The organism is Microlunatus panaciterrae, assembly GCF_016907535.1.
Classification (GTDB): domain Bacteria; phylum Actinomycetota; class Actinomycetes; order Propionibacteriales; family Propionibacteriaceae; genus Microlunatus; species Microlunatus panaciterrae.
The window spans coordinates 2,681,529-2,700,720 of record NZ_JAFBCF010000001.1 but is presented as its reverse complement, the minus strand read 5'-3'; the positions used below and the strand labels follow the sequence as shown (position 1 = coordinate 2,700,720).

The following is a 19,192-nucleotide window of genomic DNA, read 5'->3' as shown; positions in this document are numbered from 1 at the left end:
TGTGCGTACTGGTGCTGCCAGGTCCGTCCGGACGATGACAGCGTCTTTGGGTGCTGGGGTTGCCAGCGGTGCTGATTGATTACCAGCGGTAATGGGCAAAGGCCTTGTTGGCTTCGGCCATCTTGTGGGTGTCCTCGCGACGCTTCACTGCGGCGCCCAGGCCGTTGGAGGCGTCCAGGATCTCGTTCATCAGACGCTCAGCCATGGTCTTCTCGCGGCGCTGCCGGGAGAAGCTGACCAGCCAGCGCATGGCCAGCGTGGTGGAACGGTTCGGCTTGACCTCGATCGGCACCTGGTAGGTGGCGCCACCGACGCGACGGCTCTTGACCTCGATCGCCGGCTTGACGTTGTCCAGTGCACGCTTCAGCGTCTGCACCGGGTCGACACCGGTCTTGGTGCGGGCGCCCTCAAGAGCGGTGTAGACGATGCCCTGGGCGATCGTCTTCTTGCCGTCGAGCAGCACCTTGCTCACCAACTGGCTGACCAGCGGGGAGCCGTAGACCGGGTCAACGAGGACCGGCCGCTTCGGAGCGGGACCCTTGCGAGGCATTACTTCTCCTTCTTCGCGCCGTAACGGCTGCGAGCCTGCTTGCGGTTCTTGACACCCTGGGTGTCGAGCGAGCCGCGGATGATCTTGTAGCGGACGCCGGGCAGGTCCTTCACACGACCGCCACGCACGAGCACCATCGAGTGCTCCTGCAGGTTGTGACCGACGCCGGGGATGTAGGCCGTGACCTCCATGCCGCTGGACAACCGAACGCGAGCAACCTTGCGCAGCGCTGAGTTCGGCTTCTTGGGCGTGGTGGTGTACACCCGCGTGCACACACCACGGCGCTGGGGCGAACCCTTGAGCGCCGGGGTCTTGTTCTTGCTCACCTTGTCTGAGCGGCCCTTCCGGACCAACTGCTGAATTGTGGGCACCGCGTCGTATCTCTTTCTGTCTTTGGATGGGTCGCGCTCGAGGCGATGAGAAGTCATCGGCTCAACCGCCGTGCGAACACCACCACATCTGGTATAGACAAAGGGGGCACGCACAAGGAGTCGGGCAAGCCCGAACACAAGGAGTAAGGCTATCTCGTCGTCCGCGTACGGTCAAAACGCGGACCTGCCGTTCAGCCCAGCCACCAGCGTACCGGGCGGCCCAAGAGGTCAACCGATCTGGAAGGTCTCCCGCCGCGCCACCATCGCCAGCAGCTCCTCGTCGAGGTACTCCTCGGCTGCGTGCAGCCGGGACAGCTCGTCGGGCGCGGTGGTGACGGCCCGGAAGCCCAGCGACACCGTCACGTCGTGGTCCGGGGTGAAGCTCACCTCGACGGGGTCGCCGGCGCGGATCAGGCCGGGCGTGACGACCCGGAGGTAGGTGCCGGGCCGGGCCTCCGCGGTGAACGTCTTCAGCCAGCCCCGCTCCCCCGTCCAGCCGCGGAAGGTGGAGCACGGGATGCGGCCGAACGTCACCTGCAGCTCGACCTGGTCCCCGATCCGCCAGCGCTCGCCGAGCAGGGCGCCGTTGACGTCCAGGCCGCGGGTGGTGAGGTTCTCACCGAAGAACCCGTTGGGCAGGTCGCGGCCCAGCCGCTGCTCCCAGTTGTCCAGGTCCTCCCGGGCGAAGGCGTAGACCGCCTGGTCGTCGCCGCCGTGGTGCTTGGTGTCACCGATGTGGTCGCCGATCAGCCCGCTACCCGCGCCGCTGGTCTTCGGCCCCGGTGCCCGCACCTCGACCGGTCCGGGCTGCGGCTGCTTGTTGATGCCGGTCGTCCGGGTCGTCTTGTACGGGTTGGCGACCGGTACGCCGATGTTGACGGAGTCGAGTTGTGCCACGACGGCAAGGGTACGGCCACTCGCGGCTGGCTGAGGTCTGGCGGGGTCGCGTCGCCGGCATCCAGTCCCCGTGCCCGCGGGGGGCTGAGGTGGTCCTGCCCCCGCCTGGCCTCGTCGGCTGCCGGGTCGCTGGAGGACTGGTGAGCAGACCTCGGTCGAGGAGTCGTCGGAGCGGAGTTCGGCCCCGGCCGGAGAAGGTCCGGCGATCCACCGACCCGCGGCGCCGACCGGCCGTACCGGGATCGGGTGACCGCGACCGTACGAAGCCAGGGAACCTGTCACTCAGCGCGGCAGATTTCCCTGGCTTCGTGACGGATTCCCAAGTCGACTTGGGAAACCGTCACGGCGCATCTCCAGCGGCCGTCACGGAGCATCTCCAGCGGGGGTGGGAGGAAACGACCAGTCGTCAGCCGGCGCTGCGTGGCGTCAGGCGCAGGGGCGGCAGCGCCCGGCCGATGAGTGGTCGATTCCTTGCAGCCGAACAGCTGGGGGCCGGATCTTCGCCTCCAGCTGCTCGATCGGGCGGGCAGACCCACCTCCCGCGGACCGATCTCGGCGACGAGACGGGCCGGTGGCCCAGCTCCGCGAGGCAGGGGCGCGCTGGACTCTTCGGGCATCGGCCCCGCCCACCCCAGCTCGGCCCGGCGGCCGTGACGGGCGCGCCGACGCTGGGCTGCCGCGGGCCGCCGCTGTGCCTCCGCTGTGAAGACGTATGCCGCGGATGTGAGTCCCCTCGATCGGGCCGGTCATCCCGGGTTGGCGCTCCCAGTGTTGTTCCCACATCCCCTGGAAACAAGGAAGATCAGGTGCAGCGCATGCGCATCAACCACCGCGAAGACGATCTTGAGAACCATGATCGCGGTCTGGACTACGACCTGCCGACTGATCCAGCGGCGCGGTGTACCCAGAACAAGATCGCCACCTCGCAGCTGGCGCTGCCGGAGTCCACCTGTCGTGAGGTCTACGCCACCTCGGGCTACGCCCACAGCCTCACCAACCTGGACCAGACCTCCTCGAGCGGGACATGGTGTTCAGCGACGGCTACGACCAGCAGATGCCCACCGTCGCCGGCGACCGTCCGGCGGATCCGAGCTGAGCTTCGCCTGTGCCGTCTGACCGGCCCCGGGCGGGGTCCGTCCTTGGCCGATCATCCGTGGGAGAGTGGGTAGCTCTCCACATCGGAGGCCTTGACCGATGCCCAGACCTCCTTGCCCGGCAGAAGATCGAGGTCGGCGACCGCGGCCTGGGTAACCTCGGCCAGCAGCGACGAGCCCGCGTCAGGGGTGCCGGTCAGCTCGACGCGGACCCCCTCGCCGTGTGGCTCCAGGCCGACGATCCGGCCCTGCCACAGGTTGCGGGGGCTTCCGTCGGGCCGGCTGGTGAAGAGCGACACAGCGGCCGGCCGGAAGGCGGTGAAGGCATCACCGTCGAGTGCTGTCGAGGTGGTGATGCTGCCGCCGTCGGGCAGGGTGACCCGATGGCCGGAGCTCTGCCCGAGCAGCAGGTTCAGACCGACCAGTCGGGCGACGTAGTCCGTTCTGGGTCGCCGGGCCACCTCGCTCGGCGTTCCCTGCTGGACCACGCGGCCGTCCTCGACCACCACCAGCCGGTCGGCAAGCACGGCGGCGTCGATCGGATCGTGGGTGACCAGTACGGCGGCGCCCTCGAAGGTGCTCAGATGCCGGCGCAGTTCACCGCGGATCCCCAGCCGGGTCCGGGCATCCAGTGCAGCCAGCGGTTCATCGAGCAGCAGCAGCTGCGGACGCGTCGCCAGTGCCCGGGCCAGTGCCACCCGCTGAGCCTGACCCCCGGAGATCTGCCGAGCCCTGGCCAGCGCGATGTCCGCCGCCCCGACCCGGCGCAGCCACTCCTGCGCCATCGCTCGGGCCGCGTCCTTCCGCATTCCCTGGGTCCGCGGTCCGAAGGCCACGTTGTCCACCACGCTGAGGTGCGGAAACAGCAGGTAGTCCTGGAACACCACGCCCACCGAGCGTCGGTGCGGTGGCAGCCGCCGTCCGGACGCGGTGTCCTCGACGGCCTGCCCGCCGATCGTCACCCGGCCCCGACTCACCGGCACCAGGCCCGCCAGTGCGCGCAGCGCCGTCGACTTCCCGGCACCGTTCGGCCCGAGCAGCGCCACCACTTCGCCGGGGCGAACGGCCAGCTCCAGCAGCAGGGAGAAGTCGCCGCGCCGGATGTCCAGCTCGGCCAACAGCCCGCTCACCAGCGGGTCACCCAGCGGTCGCGGAGCAGCACCAGCACCAGCAGGGACACCGCGAGCAGCAGTACGGAGAGCAGCAGCGCGGCACCAGGGTCGGTCTCCAGGGCCAGATAGACCTGGAGCGGCATCGTCCGGGTGGTGCCGGGGAAGTTGCCGGCGAAGGTGATCGTTGCGCCGAACTCCCCCAGGGCGCGAGCCCAGGCCAGCACGGCGCCGGCGACGATCCCGGGTCCGACCAGAGGCAGCGTGACCCGCCTGAACACGACCAGCGGCGGGGCACCGAGGGTTGCGGCCGCCTCCTCGAACCGTCGGTCCGAGGCACGCAGCGCCCCCTCCACCGACAGCACCAGATACGGCATGGCGACGAACACCTGCGCCAGCACCACGGCGTACGGGGTGAACGGGAAGGCGAAGCCGGTCAGCTGGTAGAGCGGTCGACCGACCAGTCCGGACCGGCCGAGCACCGTGAACAGCGCTACACCGCCAACGACGGGCGGCAGCACCAGCGGCACCGTGACCAGGGCCCGCAGCAGCGCGCTCCCTCGAGCGGCGGGCCGGGCCAACAGCCAGGCCAGCGGCACGCCCAGCACGACCGAGAGCGCAGTGGCCGTCGTCGCCGTGACCAGCGAGAGCCGCAGCGCCTGCAGCGTCTCGGGGCTGCGCAGCAGCGCTGGCGCCGACACCCACGGGGCCTTGATCAGCAGCCCCAGCAGCGGCACCACCAGGAAGGCGCAGCCGAGCACGGCCGGCAGCGCCAACAGCACCGGGACGGCGCCCTGGCGCTCAGCCGCCCGGGGGTGGGCCGAAACCGGCATCGTCCAGCACCTTCCTGCCCTCGGCTGAGAGGACGTAGTCGACGAACGCCGTTGCGGTCTTCGTCTGACTCGACGACGTCAGGATGCAGACGGGGTAGTCGTTGACGACCCGGTCGGCTTCGGGGACGTCGATCCCGTCCACCTTGCCGGCCGCCGCCACCACATCGGTGCGATAGACCAGGGCTGCGTCGACCTCGTTCAGCACCACCTTCTGCAGGGCCGCCTTGACATCCTGTTCCAGGGTGTCCGGCACGGCAGTGACCCCGGCCGCCCGGAACAGCTGTCGCGCTGCCGCCCCGCAGGGGACCTGCGGGGCGCAGATGGCGATCTTCCTGCCGCTGTCGGCGAAGTCGGCCAGACCGGTGATCCGGCCGGGGTTTCCCACCGGCACGGCGATCTGCAGCGTATTGGTGGCGAACGTGTGGCTCGGCCCGGCCAGCCCGGCGTCGGTGACCGACTGCATCGTCGACTGGTTGGCGGCTGCGAACACATCGGCCGGTGCGCCTTGGCGGATCTGGGTCGCCAGGGTGGCGCTCGATCCGAAGCTGAACCTCACGGCGACCCCGGGATGGGCGGTCTCGAAGCGGGTACCCAGGGTGCTGAACGCCTCCGTCAGCGACGCCGCGGCCAGTACGGTGACCGGCCCGGACAGGCCGGTGTCGCTCCTGGTCCCGGCCGGCTGAGCGCCGGTGGCGCAGCCCGCCAGCAGAGCCGAGGCCAGCAACGCGGCCAGCCGGCCGGGCAGCCTCATCCGATCCCTCCTGGGACCTCGACCACGACATGGGTCGACTTGACGGAGGCAACGGCCAGTACGCCTGGCTCCAAACCCAGCTCGGTCGCGGCCTCGGCCGACATCAGCGAGACGATCCGGAACGGACCGCACTGCAGGTCGACCTGAGCCATCACCGTGTCCTTGACCACCCTGGTCACCAGGCCGGTCATCCGGTTGCGGGCACTCTCGGCCACCGTGTCACCGAGGTCGGGGGCCACCGCGATCTGCTGCGCCAAGGCGGCCAGCTCGCTGCCGTCGACCAGGCTCGGACCACCCGAGCTGGTCGCCGCGAGCCGGCCGGAGTCGACCCAGCGGCGGACGGTGTCGTCGCTGACACCCAGCAGAGCAGCCGCCTGAGATATCCGATAATGCGGCATATTTCGACTCTATTTGCCGTACCTGCGGAATGCAAGAGTGAAATGGGCCTGGGCAGCCCGGGGCTGCCGACTGCACCGTGCGGCGACCGGCAACAATGGGCGGGTGACAGACCAGCGGGGCAGAGTCATCGTCATCACCGGGGCGATGGCCGCGGGCAAGTCCACCGTGGCCGAGCTGCTGGCGCATCGGCTGCCCAGGTCTGTGCACATCCGCGGCGACATGTTCCGCAAGATGGTGATCAACGGTCGGGCCGACATGACCCCGCAGCCGACGGCAGCCGCCCTGGCGCAGCTGCAGCTGCGGTACGACCTGGCCAGCCACGCCGCCGACGCCTACGCCGCTGTCGGGTTCGACGCCATCGTCCAGGACGTCATCATCGGCCGGGACCTGGCCAGCTTCATCGGGCGGATCCACACTCCCGACCGCTATCTGGTGGTGCTCTCCCCGAGCGTCACCGCACTGGAGTGGCGCGAGGAGCAGCGGGTGAAGGCGGGCTACGTGCACTTCTCCCCGGGCGCCCTTGACAACGTCCTGCGCAGCGAGACGGCCCGGATCGGCTACTGGCTGGACTCCAGCGCGCAGACACCGGAGGAGACGGTCGACGACATTCTGGCGAACCTGGAGCGTGCCCGGGTGTGAGCCGCCCTCACCAGCCCGCTCAGCCGTCGGTCGTCGTGGGGAGCAGGTCCTGGAGGCAACGCGTCTCATCGGCCAGGCCGGCCGGGCGGTCCCCGGGGATGAACTCCAGCAACAGGTCGACCGACAACCCGGCCTCGGCCAGCACCCTGGTCACCCGGCGCCAGAGCTCGTCGCGGCCCTGCAGCGGCAGCCGCTGGTTGCCGGGCCACCAGGAGAAGACGTGCACTGCGCGAAGCCACGGAAGTACCGCCGCCAGGGTGCCCAAGGCCCGGTCGTCGGGGTAGTCGACCGGCGGTTGCCAGTAGCTGCCGACGGCCGGATGGGCGATCCCCTGCAGCAGGTCCAGCGCGGACTCCTGGGTGTCGGTGAGGGTGTTGCCGTGGTATTCGAAGGCGATCTCGACGCCGGACTCCGCGGCGAGCTCGCCGATCCGTCGGCCGTCCGCAACGACCCTGGACCGGTGCGCCTGGTCGCTCTCAGCCGAGCCCCTGCTGCCGGCCCAGACCCGGATGCGTGGCGCACCCAGGGCCAGGGCTGTCTCCAGCACCCGGGCGAAGGCGCCGTCCTCGGCCTCGCCGACCCGGTAGTACGAGCCGAGCGCCGCTACCGTGAGCCCGGCCTGCTCCGTCAGTGACCGAACGGCCGCGGCCCGCTGCGGATCGGCGACGTGCACGTCGGCACCCCATTCGATCCTGCGCAGCCCCGCCTCGGCTGCGAGCCGCACCACCTCCTCGGCCGGAAGCTGGCGGAAGGTCACCGAACACAGGCCGATCTGGTCACGCAGGCTCATCAGTCCTCTTTCCCGCCTCAAGACGACCGGGGACCACAGGCCGTCCCGGGACCCTCGAGACTACTCAACGGGCCGGGACGACTCTTGGGCCCCGCCCCGGTCTGCGCGAGGATGGGGTCATGGCCGAGATCACGACCTCGCCGCTGACGCCGCAGCCATGGCGGGACGTCGTCACGCTGATGGCTGCGCGCCCGGCCGGCTGTCGGTGCCATCGGCGATGATGGAGTCGTGTCGATGCACGACGTGGCTGCTGTCCCGCTGATCGGACGTGCCGCGGAGCTCGACCAGCTGGCTCGGCTGGCGGGCGTCCGCCCCGGCCCGCGCCCGGGAGTCGTCCTGCTCTCCGGAGATGCCGGGATCGGGAAGACCCGGCTGTTGACCGCGCTGACCGGTATGGCCCGCGAACAGGGGTGGCTGGTCAGCGTGGGTCAGTGCCTCGACCTGGCCGGCAGTCCGCTGCCCTACCTGCCGGTGATCGAGGCGTTCGGCCGGCTGGCCGAACGCTTTCCCGAGGCCGCCGAGACCCTCGGGACGTCGTTCCCCACCCTGGGCCGGCTGTTGCCGAGCCAGCATCGTCTGGGCGATCCACTGGTAGCGACCAACTCCGCCGACCGGACCGAGCTCTTCGAGACGGTGCACGCTGCGCTGACTCGGCTGAGCGGCGACCGACCCGTGCTGATGGTTCTGGAGGATCTGCACTGGGCCGACCAGTCCAGCCGGGACCTGCTGAGCTTCCTCTTCCACCGCGGCTTCGCCGGGCCGGTGTCGCTGGTGGTGTCCTACCGCAGTGACGACCTGCATCGACGACACCCGCTGCGGGCCACCGCGGCTCAGTGGTCCCGGCTGCCGAACGTGGAACATCTCGACCTCCAGCCGCTGCGGGATCCCGACGTACGTGCGTTGGTCCGCGCGCTGCACCCGGCGCCGCTCAGGGCCGGCGACGTGCAGGCGGTGGTCGAGCGGGCCGAGGGCAACGCCTTCTTCGCCGAGGAGCTGGTGGCCGCGACCGCGCTCGGCTCCGGGCAGTTGCCGACCGACCTGGCCGGGCTGCTGCTGGTGCGGGTCGATCAGCTGGAGGAGGGCGCACGGCAGGTGGTCCGGGCCGCGTCCGCCTCCGGACGGCGGGTGGCGCACGACGTGCTGTCCGGGGTGGTCGGGCTGACTGCGACGGAGCTCGACTCGGCCCTGCGCACGGCGGTCGACTCGAACGTCCTGGTGCCGACCGGTGAGGACGGCTACGCCTTCCGGCACGCGTTGCTCGGGGAGGCGATCTACGCCGACCTGCTGCCCGGCGAACGGGTCCGCATCCACGCAGCCTATGTACGCAGCCTCCAGTCGCCGGGCATCGCGGCCACGGCGGCGGAGATCGCCCGGCACGCCCGTGCCGCGCATGACCGGCAAACGGCGCTGTCTGCCAGCATCTGCGCCGGTGATGACGCCGCTGCCATGGGCGGGCCGGACGAGGCGTTGCGTCACTACGAATGGGCTCTCGAGCTGCTGGCCGAGCCAGCCGGTTCGCCGATCCCGCAGGGCGGCGGCCCGGGCGACGACGGCGTGGACCAGGTCGGGCTCGTTGTCCGGGCGAGCGCCGCCGCCACCATGGCCGGGCTGCCACACACAGCGATCCGTCTGGTGCAGGACCGGCTGTCCCAACTGGCGCCGGATGCGCCTGCGAGCCAGCGCGCCCTGCTGCTCACCGCGCTGGCCACCGCCGCTCTGCTGAGCGACCTCAAGGTCGATGCGCTGGCCCTCACCACCGAGGCGCTGCGGCTGGTGCCGCCCGACCCTGAGACGGAGCTGCGCTGCCGCCTCGTGTGCGTGCACGCCCAGGCGTTGGCCGATCGGCATCGCGACGAGGAGGCGGTCCGGTGGGCCGACGAGGCCCGGGCGATGGCGGCCCGGCTCGGGCTGGCGGACGTCGGCGCCGAGGTCACGACCATGCTGGCCAGACTGCAGCAACGCACCGGTGACGCCGCCGCCTCCAAGCGGGCGCTAGCACAGATCATCGAGGAGTCGCACACCCGCAGTGACCCTGCCGAGCTCAGGGCGCTGCATCACCTGGGCGGTATCCATCTCGAGCTGGGCGAGCTGACCGAGGCACTCGCCGTCTACAGCCGAGGCGCTCGGCGGGCCATCGAGCTCGGCCGGCCGTATGCGCCGTACGGGTTCGACTCCCGGGTGCTTGCTGGCCTGGTCGCGTATCTGTGCGGCGACTGGGACGCGGTGCAGCAGCTGGTGGAGGTCACCGGCGGGTCTCCGCCGGTGCTGGTGGAGGCCAACCTGTCCGCGGTGGCGATGCTGGTGGCGGCCGGCCGGGGTGATCCCGCCGGGCTGGCGCTGCTGGCCGAGGTCCGGCCCTGGTGGACCAGCGACGGCATGATCGCCGTCTTCAGTGGCGGCGCCGCGATCGACCTCTACGGTGACACGGGCGACCTCGACGCCGCCTTGGCGGTCCATGACGACGTGGTCGCCAATGTCGAGACCATCTGGCAGCAGGGCGAGTTCCAGGCCAAGATCCGGCTGAGCGCGCTGATGATCGGACAGTTCGCGAACCACAGCGATCGGCAACCGGCGAGCCGGCGGGCCGACCTGGTGAGGCGTGCCGAGATCCTGCGGGCAGGTGCCCTCGAGGCTGCCGAACAGGGGGAACGGCGACGGCCGCGGGGACCGGAGAGTGCCGCCTGGTTGGCACGGTTGCAGGCCGAGATGCTGAGGTTGCGTTGGCTCACCGGCATCGGCCCATGGGATGAGGAGGACCTGGTGTCGGCATGGCGGCAGGCGGTGGCGGCCTTCACGACCTTCCCCCACGTCTTCGAACGGGCACGTTCGGAACTGCGGCTGGCCGCGGTCCTGCGCGCCACCGGGCAGTCGGAGCCGGCCAGGCAGGCGGTCGAGTCGGTGGCGACCGTCGCGGAGCGGCTGCGCGCCGCACCCCTGCTGGCCGAGCTCGACCGGCTCGGCGGGCGGCGACTGGAGCGTCGCCAGCCGGCCGTGGACCAGCTGACCGGCCGCGAGCGGGAGGTGCTCGCCCTGGTCGCCGAAGGGTGGAGCAACCGGCAGATCGGTGAGCGGCTCTTCATCAGCACGAAGACGGCCAGCGTGCATGTCTCCAACATCCTGGCCAAGCTGGCCGTCGGCAGCCGGACCGAGGCCGCCGCCGTCGCTCGCCGCCGGGGGCTGCTCGGATAGCTCAGAACAGGTCGCCGTAGCCCAGCTTGACCAGGTTCTGCTGCGAGGTGGCCAGGCAGTCAAGCGAGTCGCGGCCGTACTGGTCGTCCTGCTCGACCAGCAGATAGCTCACCCCGATGGCGAGGCTGGTGTCGATGATCGTGTTGAAGTCGAGGTTGCCCTCACCCACCTCGGCGAACTGGACGATGCCGGCGAACGCCTTGCTGAACGCGTCGAAGTCTCCTCTTGCCAGCGAATCGAAGGCCTCCGGCGGAAGCTGGCCGATCCGATAGTCCTTGAGATGCACCAGCCCGACTCGGCCGGCGTACTGCTGGAGCACCCGGACCGGGTCCAGGCCACCGCGATGGATCCAGTGCACGTCAAGCTCCAGACCCAGCCGCGGGGCCCGCTCGGCGATGATGTCCAGCAGGTAGCGGCCGTCGTACCTGGTGAACTCGATGTGGTGGTTGTGGTAGTACAGGCCGATCCCGTGCTCGGCCAGCCGCTCGGCGACCTCGTTGCTGCGGGCGCAGAAGTCGAGCACCTTGTCGAGCGAGGCCATCGCGTCGAAGGGCAGCATGCCCATCCGCACCATGGTCGAGTCCAGGGCCCGGCAGTCGTCGACGATCTTGTCGAAGCCGCTGGTCAACGACTCCCCGGGCCGTCCGGCCGGCACCTCGAGGGCGGCCGAGAGGGAGGCGATCTCCATCCCCAGCTCAGCCCGGGCTCGGCGCATCTCGGCCACATTCTCGGCCGTCATCGGGATCTGTGAGATCTCCACCGCGTGGTAACCGAGATCGCTCACCCGGCGCAGGGTCTCGAACGCACCCAGCTCCTCGAACTGCTTCTTGAGCATCATCGCCTGCACGCCGATCCTGGCCACCGACGGCCTCCCTTGCTGGTCTGTTGGACTTGGCGGTCCGGAGGGGCAGCCGTCCGGCGGCCCGCACCCGACGATAGGGAGCGCCGACCCGCGGCGGCCAGCAGTTGCCAACAGTTGCCCCGCCTGCCTCGAAACACCGAAGGGGCGGACCGATCGCTCGGCCCGCCCCTTCGATCGCCCCTGCGGGGCGTTACTGCTGACTCAGCGGAAGTCGCCGAGGTCGAACTCCTCCAGCGGCACAGCCTCGCCCGAACCCTGACCGAAGTCGTAGTCGAACGGGTCGTACCCGACCATCGAGTAGGCCTGGGCCTTCGCCTCGGCCGTCGGCTCCACCCGGATGTTGCGGTACCGCTCCAGGCCGGTGCCGGCCGGGATCAGCTTGCCCAGGATGACGTTCTCCTTCAGACCGACCAGGGAGTCGGACTTGCCGTGGATCGCCGCATCGGTCAGGACCTTGGTCGTCTCCTGGAAGGAGGCGGCCGACAGCCACGACTCGGTGGCCAGCGAGGCCTTGGTGATGCCCATCAGGACCGGACGACCGGAGGCGGGAGCGCCACCCTCGGCGACAACCTTGCGGTTCTGCGCCTCGTAGGTCAGACGATCCACCAGGTCACCCGCCAGCAGCGACGTCTCACCCGACTCGATCACCGTCACCCGGCGCAGCATCTGCCTGATGATGATCTCGATGTGCTTGTCGTGGATCGGCGCACCCTGCGTGCGGTACACCGACTGCACCTCGTCCACCAGGTGCTCCTGCACCTTGCGGACACCCAGCACCCGGAGCACGTCCTGCGGGTCAGGCGTACCGTGAGTGAGCTGCTGACCGACGTCGACGTGGTCGCCGTCCTCGACCAGCAGGCGGGCCCGCCGGCTGACGGTGAACTCGACCTCTTCGGAGCCGTCGTCCGGAGTGACGATGATCTTCTTCAACCGGTCGCTGTCCTCGATCTGCACCCGTCCGGCGCTCTCCGAGATCGGCGACTTGCCCTTGGGCTGCCGTGCCTCGAACAGCTCCACCACGCGCGGCAGACCCTGTGTGATGTCGTCACCGGCCACACCACCGGTGTGGAAGGTACGCATCGTGAGCTGGGTACCCGGCTCACCGATCGACTGCGCCGCGACGATACCGACCGCCTCACCGACGTCGACCAGCTTGCCGCTGGCCAGCGAGCGGCCGTAGCACATCGCACAGGTCCCGGTAACGGCCTCACAGGTCAAGACGCTGCGCACCTTGATCGTCGTGACGCCGGCGTTGACCAGCCGGGCGATGTTGACGTCGCCGAGGTCGGTACCGGCCGGAAGCAGCGTCTCGCCGTTCGCGTCCAGTACGTCGGTGGCCAGCGAACGGGCGTACACCGCCGTCTCGACATGCTCGTCGAGCACCAGCTTGCCGTTCTCCTGCAGCGCGATCGTCTTGGTCAGCCCACGCTCGGTACCGCAGTCCTCCTCGCGGATGATCACGTCCTGCGAGACGTCCACCAGACGACGCGTCAGGTAGCCGGAGTCGGCCGTTCGCAGCGCCGTGTCCGCCTGACCCTTACGGCCACCGTGGGTGGAGATGAAGTACTCACCCACCGACAGGCCTTCGCGGAAGTTGGACTTGATCGGCCGGGCGATGATCTCACCCTTCGGGTTCACCACGAGACCACGCATAGCGGCGATCTGGCGCATCTGCACCATGTTCCCGCGAGCACCCGAGTGCACCATCATGTAGATCGGGTTGGTCTTCTCGAAGTTGGCCTCCATCGCCGCACCCAGCCGCGACGTGGCGTCGGTCCAGATCTCGATGAGCTCCTGGCGACGCTCGTCCTCGGTGATCAGACCGCGCTCGTACTGCTTGTCGATCTTGCTTGCGCGCTCCTCATAGCCGGCCAGGATCTGCGGCTTGTCAGCCGGGGTGGTGACGTCGCCGATGGAGACGGTGACACCGGACCGGGTGGCCCAGTGGAAACCGAGATCCTTCAGCGCGTCCAGGCAGAAGGCCACCTCGACCTTCGGGTAACGCTCGGCGAGATCGTTGACGATCTGGCCCAGCTGCTTCTTGCCCACCTCGTAGTCGGCGTACGGGTAGTCCGCCGGCAGCGCCTCGTTGAACAGCGCCCGACCCAGGGTCGTCTCGAGCAGGATGGAGCCGTTGGGGGCGAGCTCCTTGCCCTTCGGCGGGGCGATCTCGGTCAGCCGCAGCTTGATCTTGGCCTGCACCGACAGCTCACCACGGTCGAACGCCATCAGTGCCTCGGACACGGTGCCGAAGGCACGGCCCTCGCCGATCGCACCGTCACGCTGCATGGTCAGGAAGTAGTGACCGATGATCATGTCCTGGGTGGGCATGGTCACCGGGCGACCGTCGGCCGGCTTCAGGATGTTGTTGGTCGACAACATCAGGATCCGGGCCTCCGCCTGGGCCTCCGCGCTAAGCGGCAGGTGCACCGCCATCTGGTCACCGTCGAAGTCGGCGTTGAACGCCGTGCAGACGAGCGGGTGGATCTGGATGGCCTTGCCCTCGATCAGCTGCGGCTCGAACGCCTGGATGCCCAGCCGGTGCAGCGTCGGCGCCCGGTTCAGCAGCACCGGGTGCTCGGTGATGACCTCCTCCAGCACGTCCCACACTACGGGACGCTGACGCTCCACCATCCGCTTGGCGGACTTGATGTTCTGAGCGTGGTTGAGGTCGTCCAGCCGCTTCATCACGAACGGCTTGAACAGCTCCAGCGCCATCGCCTTCGGCAGGCCACACTGGTGCAGCTTCAGCTGCGGGCCGACGACGATGACCGAACGGCCCGAGTAGTCGACGCGCTTGCCGAGCAGGTTCTGCCGGAACCGACCCTGCTTGCCCTTGAGCATGTCTGAGATCGACTTCAGCGGCCGGTTGCCCGGTCCGGTGACCGGACGGCCACGGCGTCCGTTGTCGAACAGCGAGTCCACAGCCTCCTGCAGCATCCGCTTCTCGTTGTTGACGATGATCTCCGGCGCACCCAGGTCGAGGAGTCGCTTGAGCCGGTTGTTGCGGTTGATCACGCGCCGGTACAGGTCGTTCAGGTCCGAGGTCGCGAATCGGCCACCGTCGAGCTGCACCATCGGGCGCAGGTCCGGCGGGATGACCGGCACGCAGTCCAGCACCATGCCCTCGGGCGAGTTCTTGGTGGTCAGGAACGCCGAGACCACCTTGAGCCGCTTCAGAGCGCGGGTCTTGCGCTGACCCTTGCCGGTCTGGATGGTCTCACGCAGCGACTCCGCCTCGGCCTGCAGGTCGAACGTCTGCAGCCGCTTCTGGATCGCGTCGGCGCCCATCGAGCCCTCGAAGTACTTGCCGAACCGGGTCTTCATCTCCCGGTAGAGGATCTCGTCGCCTTCGAGGTCCTGCACCTTGAGCGTCTTGAAGCGGTTCCACACGGCGTCCAGTCGGTCCAGCTCACGCTGGGCCCGGTCCCGCAGCTGCTTGACCTCGCGCTCGGCACCTTCGCGGACCTTGCGCTTGGCGTCGGCCTTGGCGCCCTCGGCCTCGAGGCCGGCCATGTCCTCTTCCAGCTTCTTCATCCGGGTCTCGATGTCGCTGTCGCGACGACCCTCCAGCTGCTTGCGCTCGACGTCGATCTTCGCCTCGAGCGAGGACAGGTCGCGGTGCCGCGCCTCGTCGTCGACGGCGGTGATCATGTAGGCCGCGAAGTAGATGACCTTCTCCAGGTCCTTCGGGGCGATGTCGAGCAGGTAGCCGAGTCGCGACGGGACACCCTTGAAATACCAGATGTGGGTGACCGGAGCGGCCAGCTCAATGTGGCCCATCCGCTCCCGGCGCACCTTGGAGCGGGTGACCTCGACGCCACAGCGCTCGCAGATGATGCCCTTGAAGCGCACCCGCTTGTACTTGCCGCAGTAGCACTCCCAGTCCCGGGTGGGACCGAAGATCTTCTCGCAGAACAGGCCGTCGCGCTCGGGCTTGAGCGTGCGGTAATTGATGGTCTCCGGCTTTTTCACTTCACCGTGGGACCAGTGACGGATCTCGTCTGCCGTTGCCAGGCCGATGCGGATCTCGTCGAAGAAGTTCACGTCGAGCACGTTGCTTCTCTTTCTCCTTGTATCAAAACTGAGTTGTTATGCCGACTGAGCGTGAACTCAGACCTCTTCGACGCCGCTGAGAGACTCGCCGGGGCGGCGAGACAGGTCGATCCCGAACTCGTCCGACGACCGGTAGTTGTCGTCGTCGGAGTCGCGCAGCTCGACCTCGGTGCCGTCGGACGACAGCACCTCCACGTTCAGGCACAGCGACTTCATTTCCTTCACCAGAACCTTGAAGGACTCAGGGATACCGGGCTCGGGGATGTTCTCCCCCTTGACGATCGCCTCGTACACCTTGACCCGACCGGGAACGTCGTCGGACTTGATGGTGAGCAGCTCCTGCAGTGCCCAGGCGGCACCGTAGGCCTCCAGCGCCCACACCTCCATCTCGCCGAACCGCTGGCCACCGAACTGGGCCTTACCGCCCAGCGGCTGCTGCGTGATCATCGAGTACGGACCCGTCGAGCGGGCGTGGATCTTGTCGTCGACCAGGTGGTGCAGCTTCAGCATGTAGATGTAGCCGACACCGACCGGCTCCGGGAACGGCTCTCCCGAGCGGCCGTCGAACAGCCAGGCCTTGCCGTCACTGTTCACCAGCCGCTCACCGTCACGGGTCGGCAGGGTGCTGCCCAGCAGCCCGGTGATCTCGGTCTCGGTCGCGCCGTCGAAGACGGGCGTGGCCAACCGGGAATCGCCGGACACCTTCTCCAGCCCGACGGAACGGAGCCGGTCGGCCCACGGTCCCTCGACACCCTCCAGGTCCCAGCCGGTCTTGGCGACCCACCCGAGGTGGGTCTCCAGCACCTGACCGATGTTCATCCGGCTCGGCACGCCGAGCGGGTTGAGCACGATGTCGACCGGGGTCCCGTCCTCCATGAACGGCATGTCCTCGATCGGCAGGATCTTGGAGATGACACCCTTGTTGCCGTGCCGTCCGGCGAGCTTGTCGCCGTCCTGGATCTTGCGCTTCTGCGCCACATAGACGCGAACCAGCTGGTTCACCCCAGGTGAGAGCTCGTCCTCGGAGTCCCGGTCGAAGACCCGGACCCCGATCACGGTGCCGGACTCGCCGTGCGGCACCTTCAGCGAGGTGTCGCGCACCTCGCGCGCCTTCTCACCGAAGATCGCCCGCAGCAGCCGCTCCTCCGGGGTCAGCTCGGTCTCACCCTTGGGGGTGACCTTGCCGACCAGGATGTCGCCGGTGCCGACCTCGGCACCGATCCGGATGATGCCGCGCTCGTCGAGATCAGCGAGCATCTCCTCGCTCACGTTCGGGATGTCCCGGGTGATCTCCTCGGCACCGAGCTTGGTGTCACGAGCGTCGACCTCGTGCTCCTCGATGTGGATCGAGGTGAGCACGTCGTCCTGGACGACCCGCTGCGAGAGGATGATCGCGTCCTCGTAGTTATGGCCCTCCCATGGCATGAACGCCACCAGCAGGTTGCGGCCCAGCGCCATCTCCGCACCATCGGTGCAGGGACCGTCGGCCAGCGGGGTGCCGACCTCGACGCGCTGACCCGACTCGACCAGGGGCCGCTGGTTGATGCAGGTGCCCTGGTTGGAGCGGCGGAACTTGCTCAGCCGGTAGGTCTTGTAGGTGCCGTCGTCGTTGGCGATCTCGATCAGGTCGGCACTCACCGACTGGACCACACCCGCCTGCTTGGCCACCGTCACGTCACCGGCGTCGACCGCCCCGCGGTACTCCATGCCGGTCCCGACGTACGGGGCGTCGCTGCGGATCAGCGGCACGGCCTGGCGTTGCATGTTCGAGCCCATCAACGCACGGGAGGCGTCGTCGTGCTCGAGGAACGGGATCATGGCCGTCGCAACCGACACCATCTGGCGCGGCGAGACGTCCATGTAGTCGACATCCTCGGCGGGAACCTCGTCCGCGTCACCATGACGCTTGCGGACCAGCACCCGCGCCTCGGTGAAGCGGCCGTCGTCGTCCATCTTGGCGTTGGCCTGGGCGATGACGTAGCGGTCCTCCTCATCGGCGGTCATGTAGACGATCTGGTCGGTGACCGAACCGTTGTTGACCTTGCGGTAGGGGGTCTCGACGAAGCCGAACGCGTTCACCCGGGCGAACGAGGCCAGCGAGCCGATCAGGCCGATGTTCGGCCCTTCCGGCGTCTCGATCGGACACATCCGGCCGTAGTGAGACGGGTGCACGTCACGGACCTCCATGCCGGCCCGGTCGCGGGACAGACCGCCGGGGCCGAGGGCCGACAGCCGCCGCTTGTGCGTCAGGCCGGCGACCGGGTTGGTCTGGTCCATGAACTGCGACAGCTGCGAGGTGCCGAAGAACTCCTTCAGCGCAGCGACCACCGGGCGGATGTTGATCAGGGTCTGGGGCGTGATCGCCTCGACGTCCTGGGTCGTCATCCGGTCCCGGACCACCCGCTCCATCCGGCCGAGACCGGTGCGAAGCTGGTTCTGGATCAGCTCGCCGACGGTGCGCAGCCGGCGGTTGCCGAAGTGGTCGATGTCATCCTCTTCGACGATGAGCTCACCGCGCGGAGCCTCCAGCGTCTCCTTGCCCTCGTGCAGCGCCACCACAAAGCGGATCGCGGCAACGATGTCCTCGATCGTCAGCACCTGCTTGTCGAAGGGCTGCTCGAGGCCGAGCTTCTTGTTGATCTTGTAGCGACCCACCTTGGCCAGGTCGTAGCGCTTCGCGTTGAAGTAGTAGTTGTCCAGCAGAGCCTGGGCGGCCTCGCGGGTCGGCGGCTCGCCCGGACGGAGCTTGCGGTAGATGTCGAGCAGCGCCTCGTCCTGGGTGGAGGTGTGGTCCTTCTCCAGGGTGAGCCGGATCGACTCGTACTCGCCGAACTCCTCGAGGATCTGCGCATCGGTCCAGCCGAGCGCCTTGAGCAGCACGGTGACGTTCTGCTTGCGCTTACGGTCCAGCCGCACACCGACCATGTCGCGCTTGTCGATCTCGAACTCGAGCCAGGCACCGCGGGACGGGATGATCTTGCAGGTGAAGATGTCCTTGTCCGAGGTCTTGTCGGTGGTCTGCTCGAAGTAGACGCCAGGCGAGCGGACCAGCTGCGACACGACGACGCGCTCGGTGCCGTTGATGACGAAGGTGCCCTTGTCGGTCATCAGCGGGAAGTCGCCCATGAAAACCGTCTGGCTCTTGATCTCGCCGGTCTCGTTGTTCATGAACTCGGCGGTGACGAAGAGCGGCGCCGCGTAGGTGACGTCGCGCTCCTTGCACTCGTCCACCGTGTTCTTCGGCGGCTCGAAGCGGTGGTCACGGAACGACAGCGACATCGTCCCGGAGAAGTCCTCGATCGGCGAGATCTCTTCGAAGATCTCCTCCAGACCTGACTTCGTGTTGATGTCCGTGCGTCCCTCGGCCAGGGCCTCGTCGACGCGGTGACGCCAGACGTCGTTGCCGATAAGCCAGTCGAAGGAGTCGAGCTGCAGATCAAGCAGATCGGGTACTTCCATAGGTTCGGCGATCTTGGCGAATGAGATGCGACCAGTGGTGGAGATGACGTTGTTCTTCTTTGAGGCGGTGCGCGAGGCGGCCAACAGTGGGTCCTTCCGAGGCTCGCGGGCGGTTCGGTGCGATTGCTTCTGTGCATGCTGAACGGCCCGTGTCAAGTGAAACGGGTCGTCAAGTTTGCGTGGGCAAACCCCC

General features: G+C 68.5%; 14 protein-coding genes. 3 read left to right on the top strand and 11 right to left on the bottom strand.

All coding sequences use genetic code 11. From position 1 onward, the window contains the following. Nucleotides 1-79: 79 nt before the first annotated feature. From rpsG to JOE57_RS12310, 3 genes are all read right to left on the bottom strand, one after another. Nucleotides 80-550 (bottom strand): 30S ribosomal protein S7, encoded by a 471-nt coding sequence (rpsG, locus tag JOE57_RS12320; RefSeq protein WP_204918355.1) that lies wholly within the window; start codon nucleotides 548-550, stop codon nucleotides 80-82. Further along, nucleotides 550-921, bottom strand: a complete 372-nt coding sequence (rpsL, locus tag JOE57_RS12315) for a 30S ribosomal protein S12 (RefSeq protein ID WP_204918353.1) — start codon at nucleotides 919-921, stop codon at nucleotides 550-552. The genes rpsG and rpsL overlap by 1 nt, the downstream gene beginning before the upstream one ends. Before the next feature lie 228 nt (nucleotides 922-1,149). After that, the gene (locus JOE57_RS12310) at nucleotides 1,150-1,818 is read right to left on the bottom strand and encodes an MOSC domain-containing protein (RefSeq protein WP_204918351.1); all 669 of its coding nucleotides are present in this window, start codon (nucleotides 1,816-1,818) and stop codon (nucleotides 1,150-1,152) included. A gap of 806 nt (nucleotides 1,819-2,624) precedes the next feature. Here JOE57_RS12310 and JOE57_RS12305 point away from each other — a divergent pair. Beyond that, nucleotides 2,625-2,987, top strand: coding sequence for a hypothetical protein (locus JOE57_RS12305; protein ID WP_204918349.1), 363 nt, complete (start codon nucleotides 2,625-2,627; stop codon nucleotides 2,985-2,987). Here the strand turns inward: JOE57_RS12305 and JOE57_RS12300 are convergent. From JOE57_RS12300 to JOE57_RS12285, 4 genes are read right to left on the bottom strand one after another with little or no spacing between them, the layout of a single operon-like run. Next, on the bottom strand, nucleotides 2,966-4,042 hold the full coding sequence (locus tag JOE57_RS12300) for an ATP-binding cassette domain-containing protein (protein WP_204918347.1): 1,077 nt from the start codon (nucleotides 4,040-4,042) through the stop codon (nucleotides 2,966-2,968). The two genes, JOE57_RS12305 and JOE57_RS12300, sit on opposite strands and share 22 nt — an antisense overlap. After that, nucleotides 4,039-4,854, bottom strand: a complete 816-nt coding sequence (locus JOE57_RS12295) for an ABC transporter permease (protein WP_204918345.1) — start codon at nucleotides 4,852-4,854, stop codon at nucleotides 4,039-4,041. Before JOE57_RS12295 ends, JOE57_RS12300 begins: the two co-directional genes overlap by 4 nt. Next, nucleotides 4,823-5,605, bottom strand: coding sequence for a molybdate ABC transporter substrate-binding protein (gene modA / locus JOE57_RS12290; RefSeq protein WP_204918343.1), 783 nt, complete (start codon nucleotides 5,603-5,605; stop codon nucleotides 4,823-4,825). Before modA ends, JOE57_RS12295 begins: the two co-directional genes overlap by 32 nt. After that, entirely contained in the window at nucleotides 5,602-6,003 is a 402-nt protein-coding gene (locus JOE57_RS12285) for a TOBE domain-containing protein (protein WP_204918341.1), read from the bottom strand. Before JOE57_RS12285 ends, modA begins: the two co-directional genes overlap by 4 nt. A gap of 103 nt (nucleotides 6,004-6,106) precedes the next feature. Between JOE57_RS12285 and JOE57_RS12280 the strand changes: the two genes are divergently transcribed. Next, entirely contained in the window at nucleotides 6,107-6,643 is a 537-nt protein-coding gene (locus JOE57_RS12280) for an AAA family ATPase (RefSeq protein WP_338041292.1), read from the top strand. Between the two features lie 19 nt (nucleotides 6,644-6,662). Here JOE57_RS12280 and JOE57_RS12275 read toward each other — a convergent pair whose 3' ends face one another. Continuing rightward, nucleotides 6,663-7,433, bottom strand: coding sequence for a sugar phosphate isomerase/epimerase family protein (locus JOE57_RS12275; RefSeq protein ID WP_204918340.1), 771 nt, complete (start codon nucleotides 7,431-7,433; stop codon nucleotides 6,663-6,665). A gap of 234 nt (nucleotides 7,434-7,667) precedes the next feature. Between JOE57_RS12275 and JOE57_RS18970 the strand changes: the two genes are divergently transcribed. Further along, the gene (locus JOE57_RS18970) at nucleotides 7,668-10,622 is read left to right on the top strand and encodes a helix-turn-helix transcriptional regulator (protein WP_275588485.1); all 2,955 of its coding nucleotides are present in this window, start codon (nucleotides 7,668-7,670) and stop codon (nucleotides 10,620-10,622) included. Nucleotide 10,623: 1 nt separating this feature from the next. Here JOE57_RS18970 and JOE57_RS12265 read toward each other — a convergent pair whose 3' ends face one another. The 3 genes from JOE57_RS12265 to rpoB all read right to left on the bottom strand — a co-directional run bounded on the left by JOE57_RS12265 (nucleotide 10,624) and on the right by rpoB (nucleotide 19,083). Continuing rightward, entirely contained in the window at nucleotides 10,624-11,484 is an 861-nt protein-coding gene (locus JOE57_RS12265) for a TIM barrel protein (protein WP_204918336.1), read from the bottom strand. 201 nt (nucleotides 11,485-11,685) lie between these two features. Further along, entirely contained in the window at nucleotides 11,686-15,540 is a 3,855-nt protein-coding gene (locus JOE57_RS12260; protein WP_204918334.1) for a DNA-directed RNA polymerase subunit beta', read from the bottom strand. Between the two features lie 57 nt (nucleotides 15,541-15,597). Beyond that, entirely contained in the window at nucleotides 15,598-19,083 is a 3,486-nt protein-coding gene (rpoB, locus tag JOE57_RS12255) for a DNA-directed RNA polymerase subunit beta (RefSeq protein WP_204918332.1), read from the bottom strand. Between the last annotated feature and the right edge of the window lie 109 nt (nucleotides 19,084-19,192).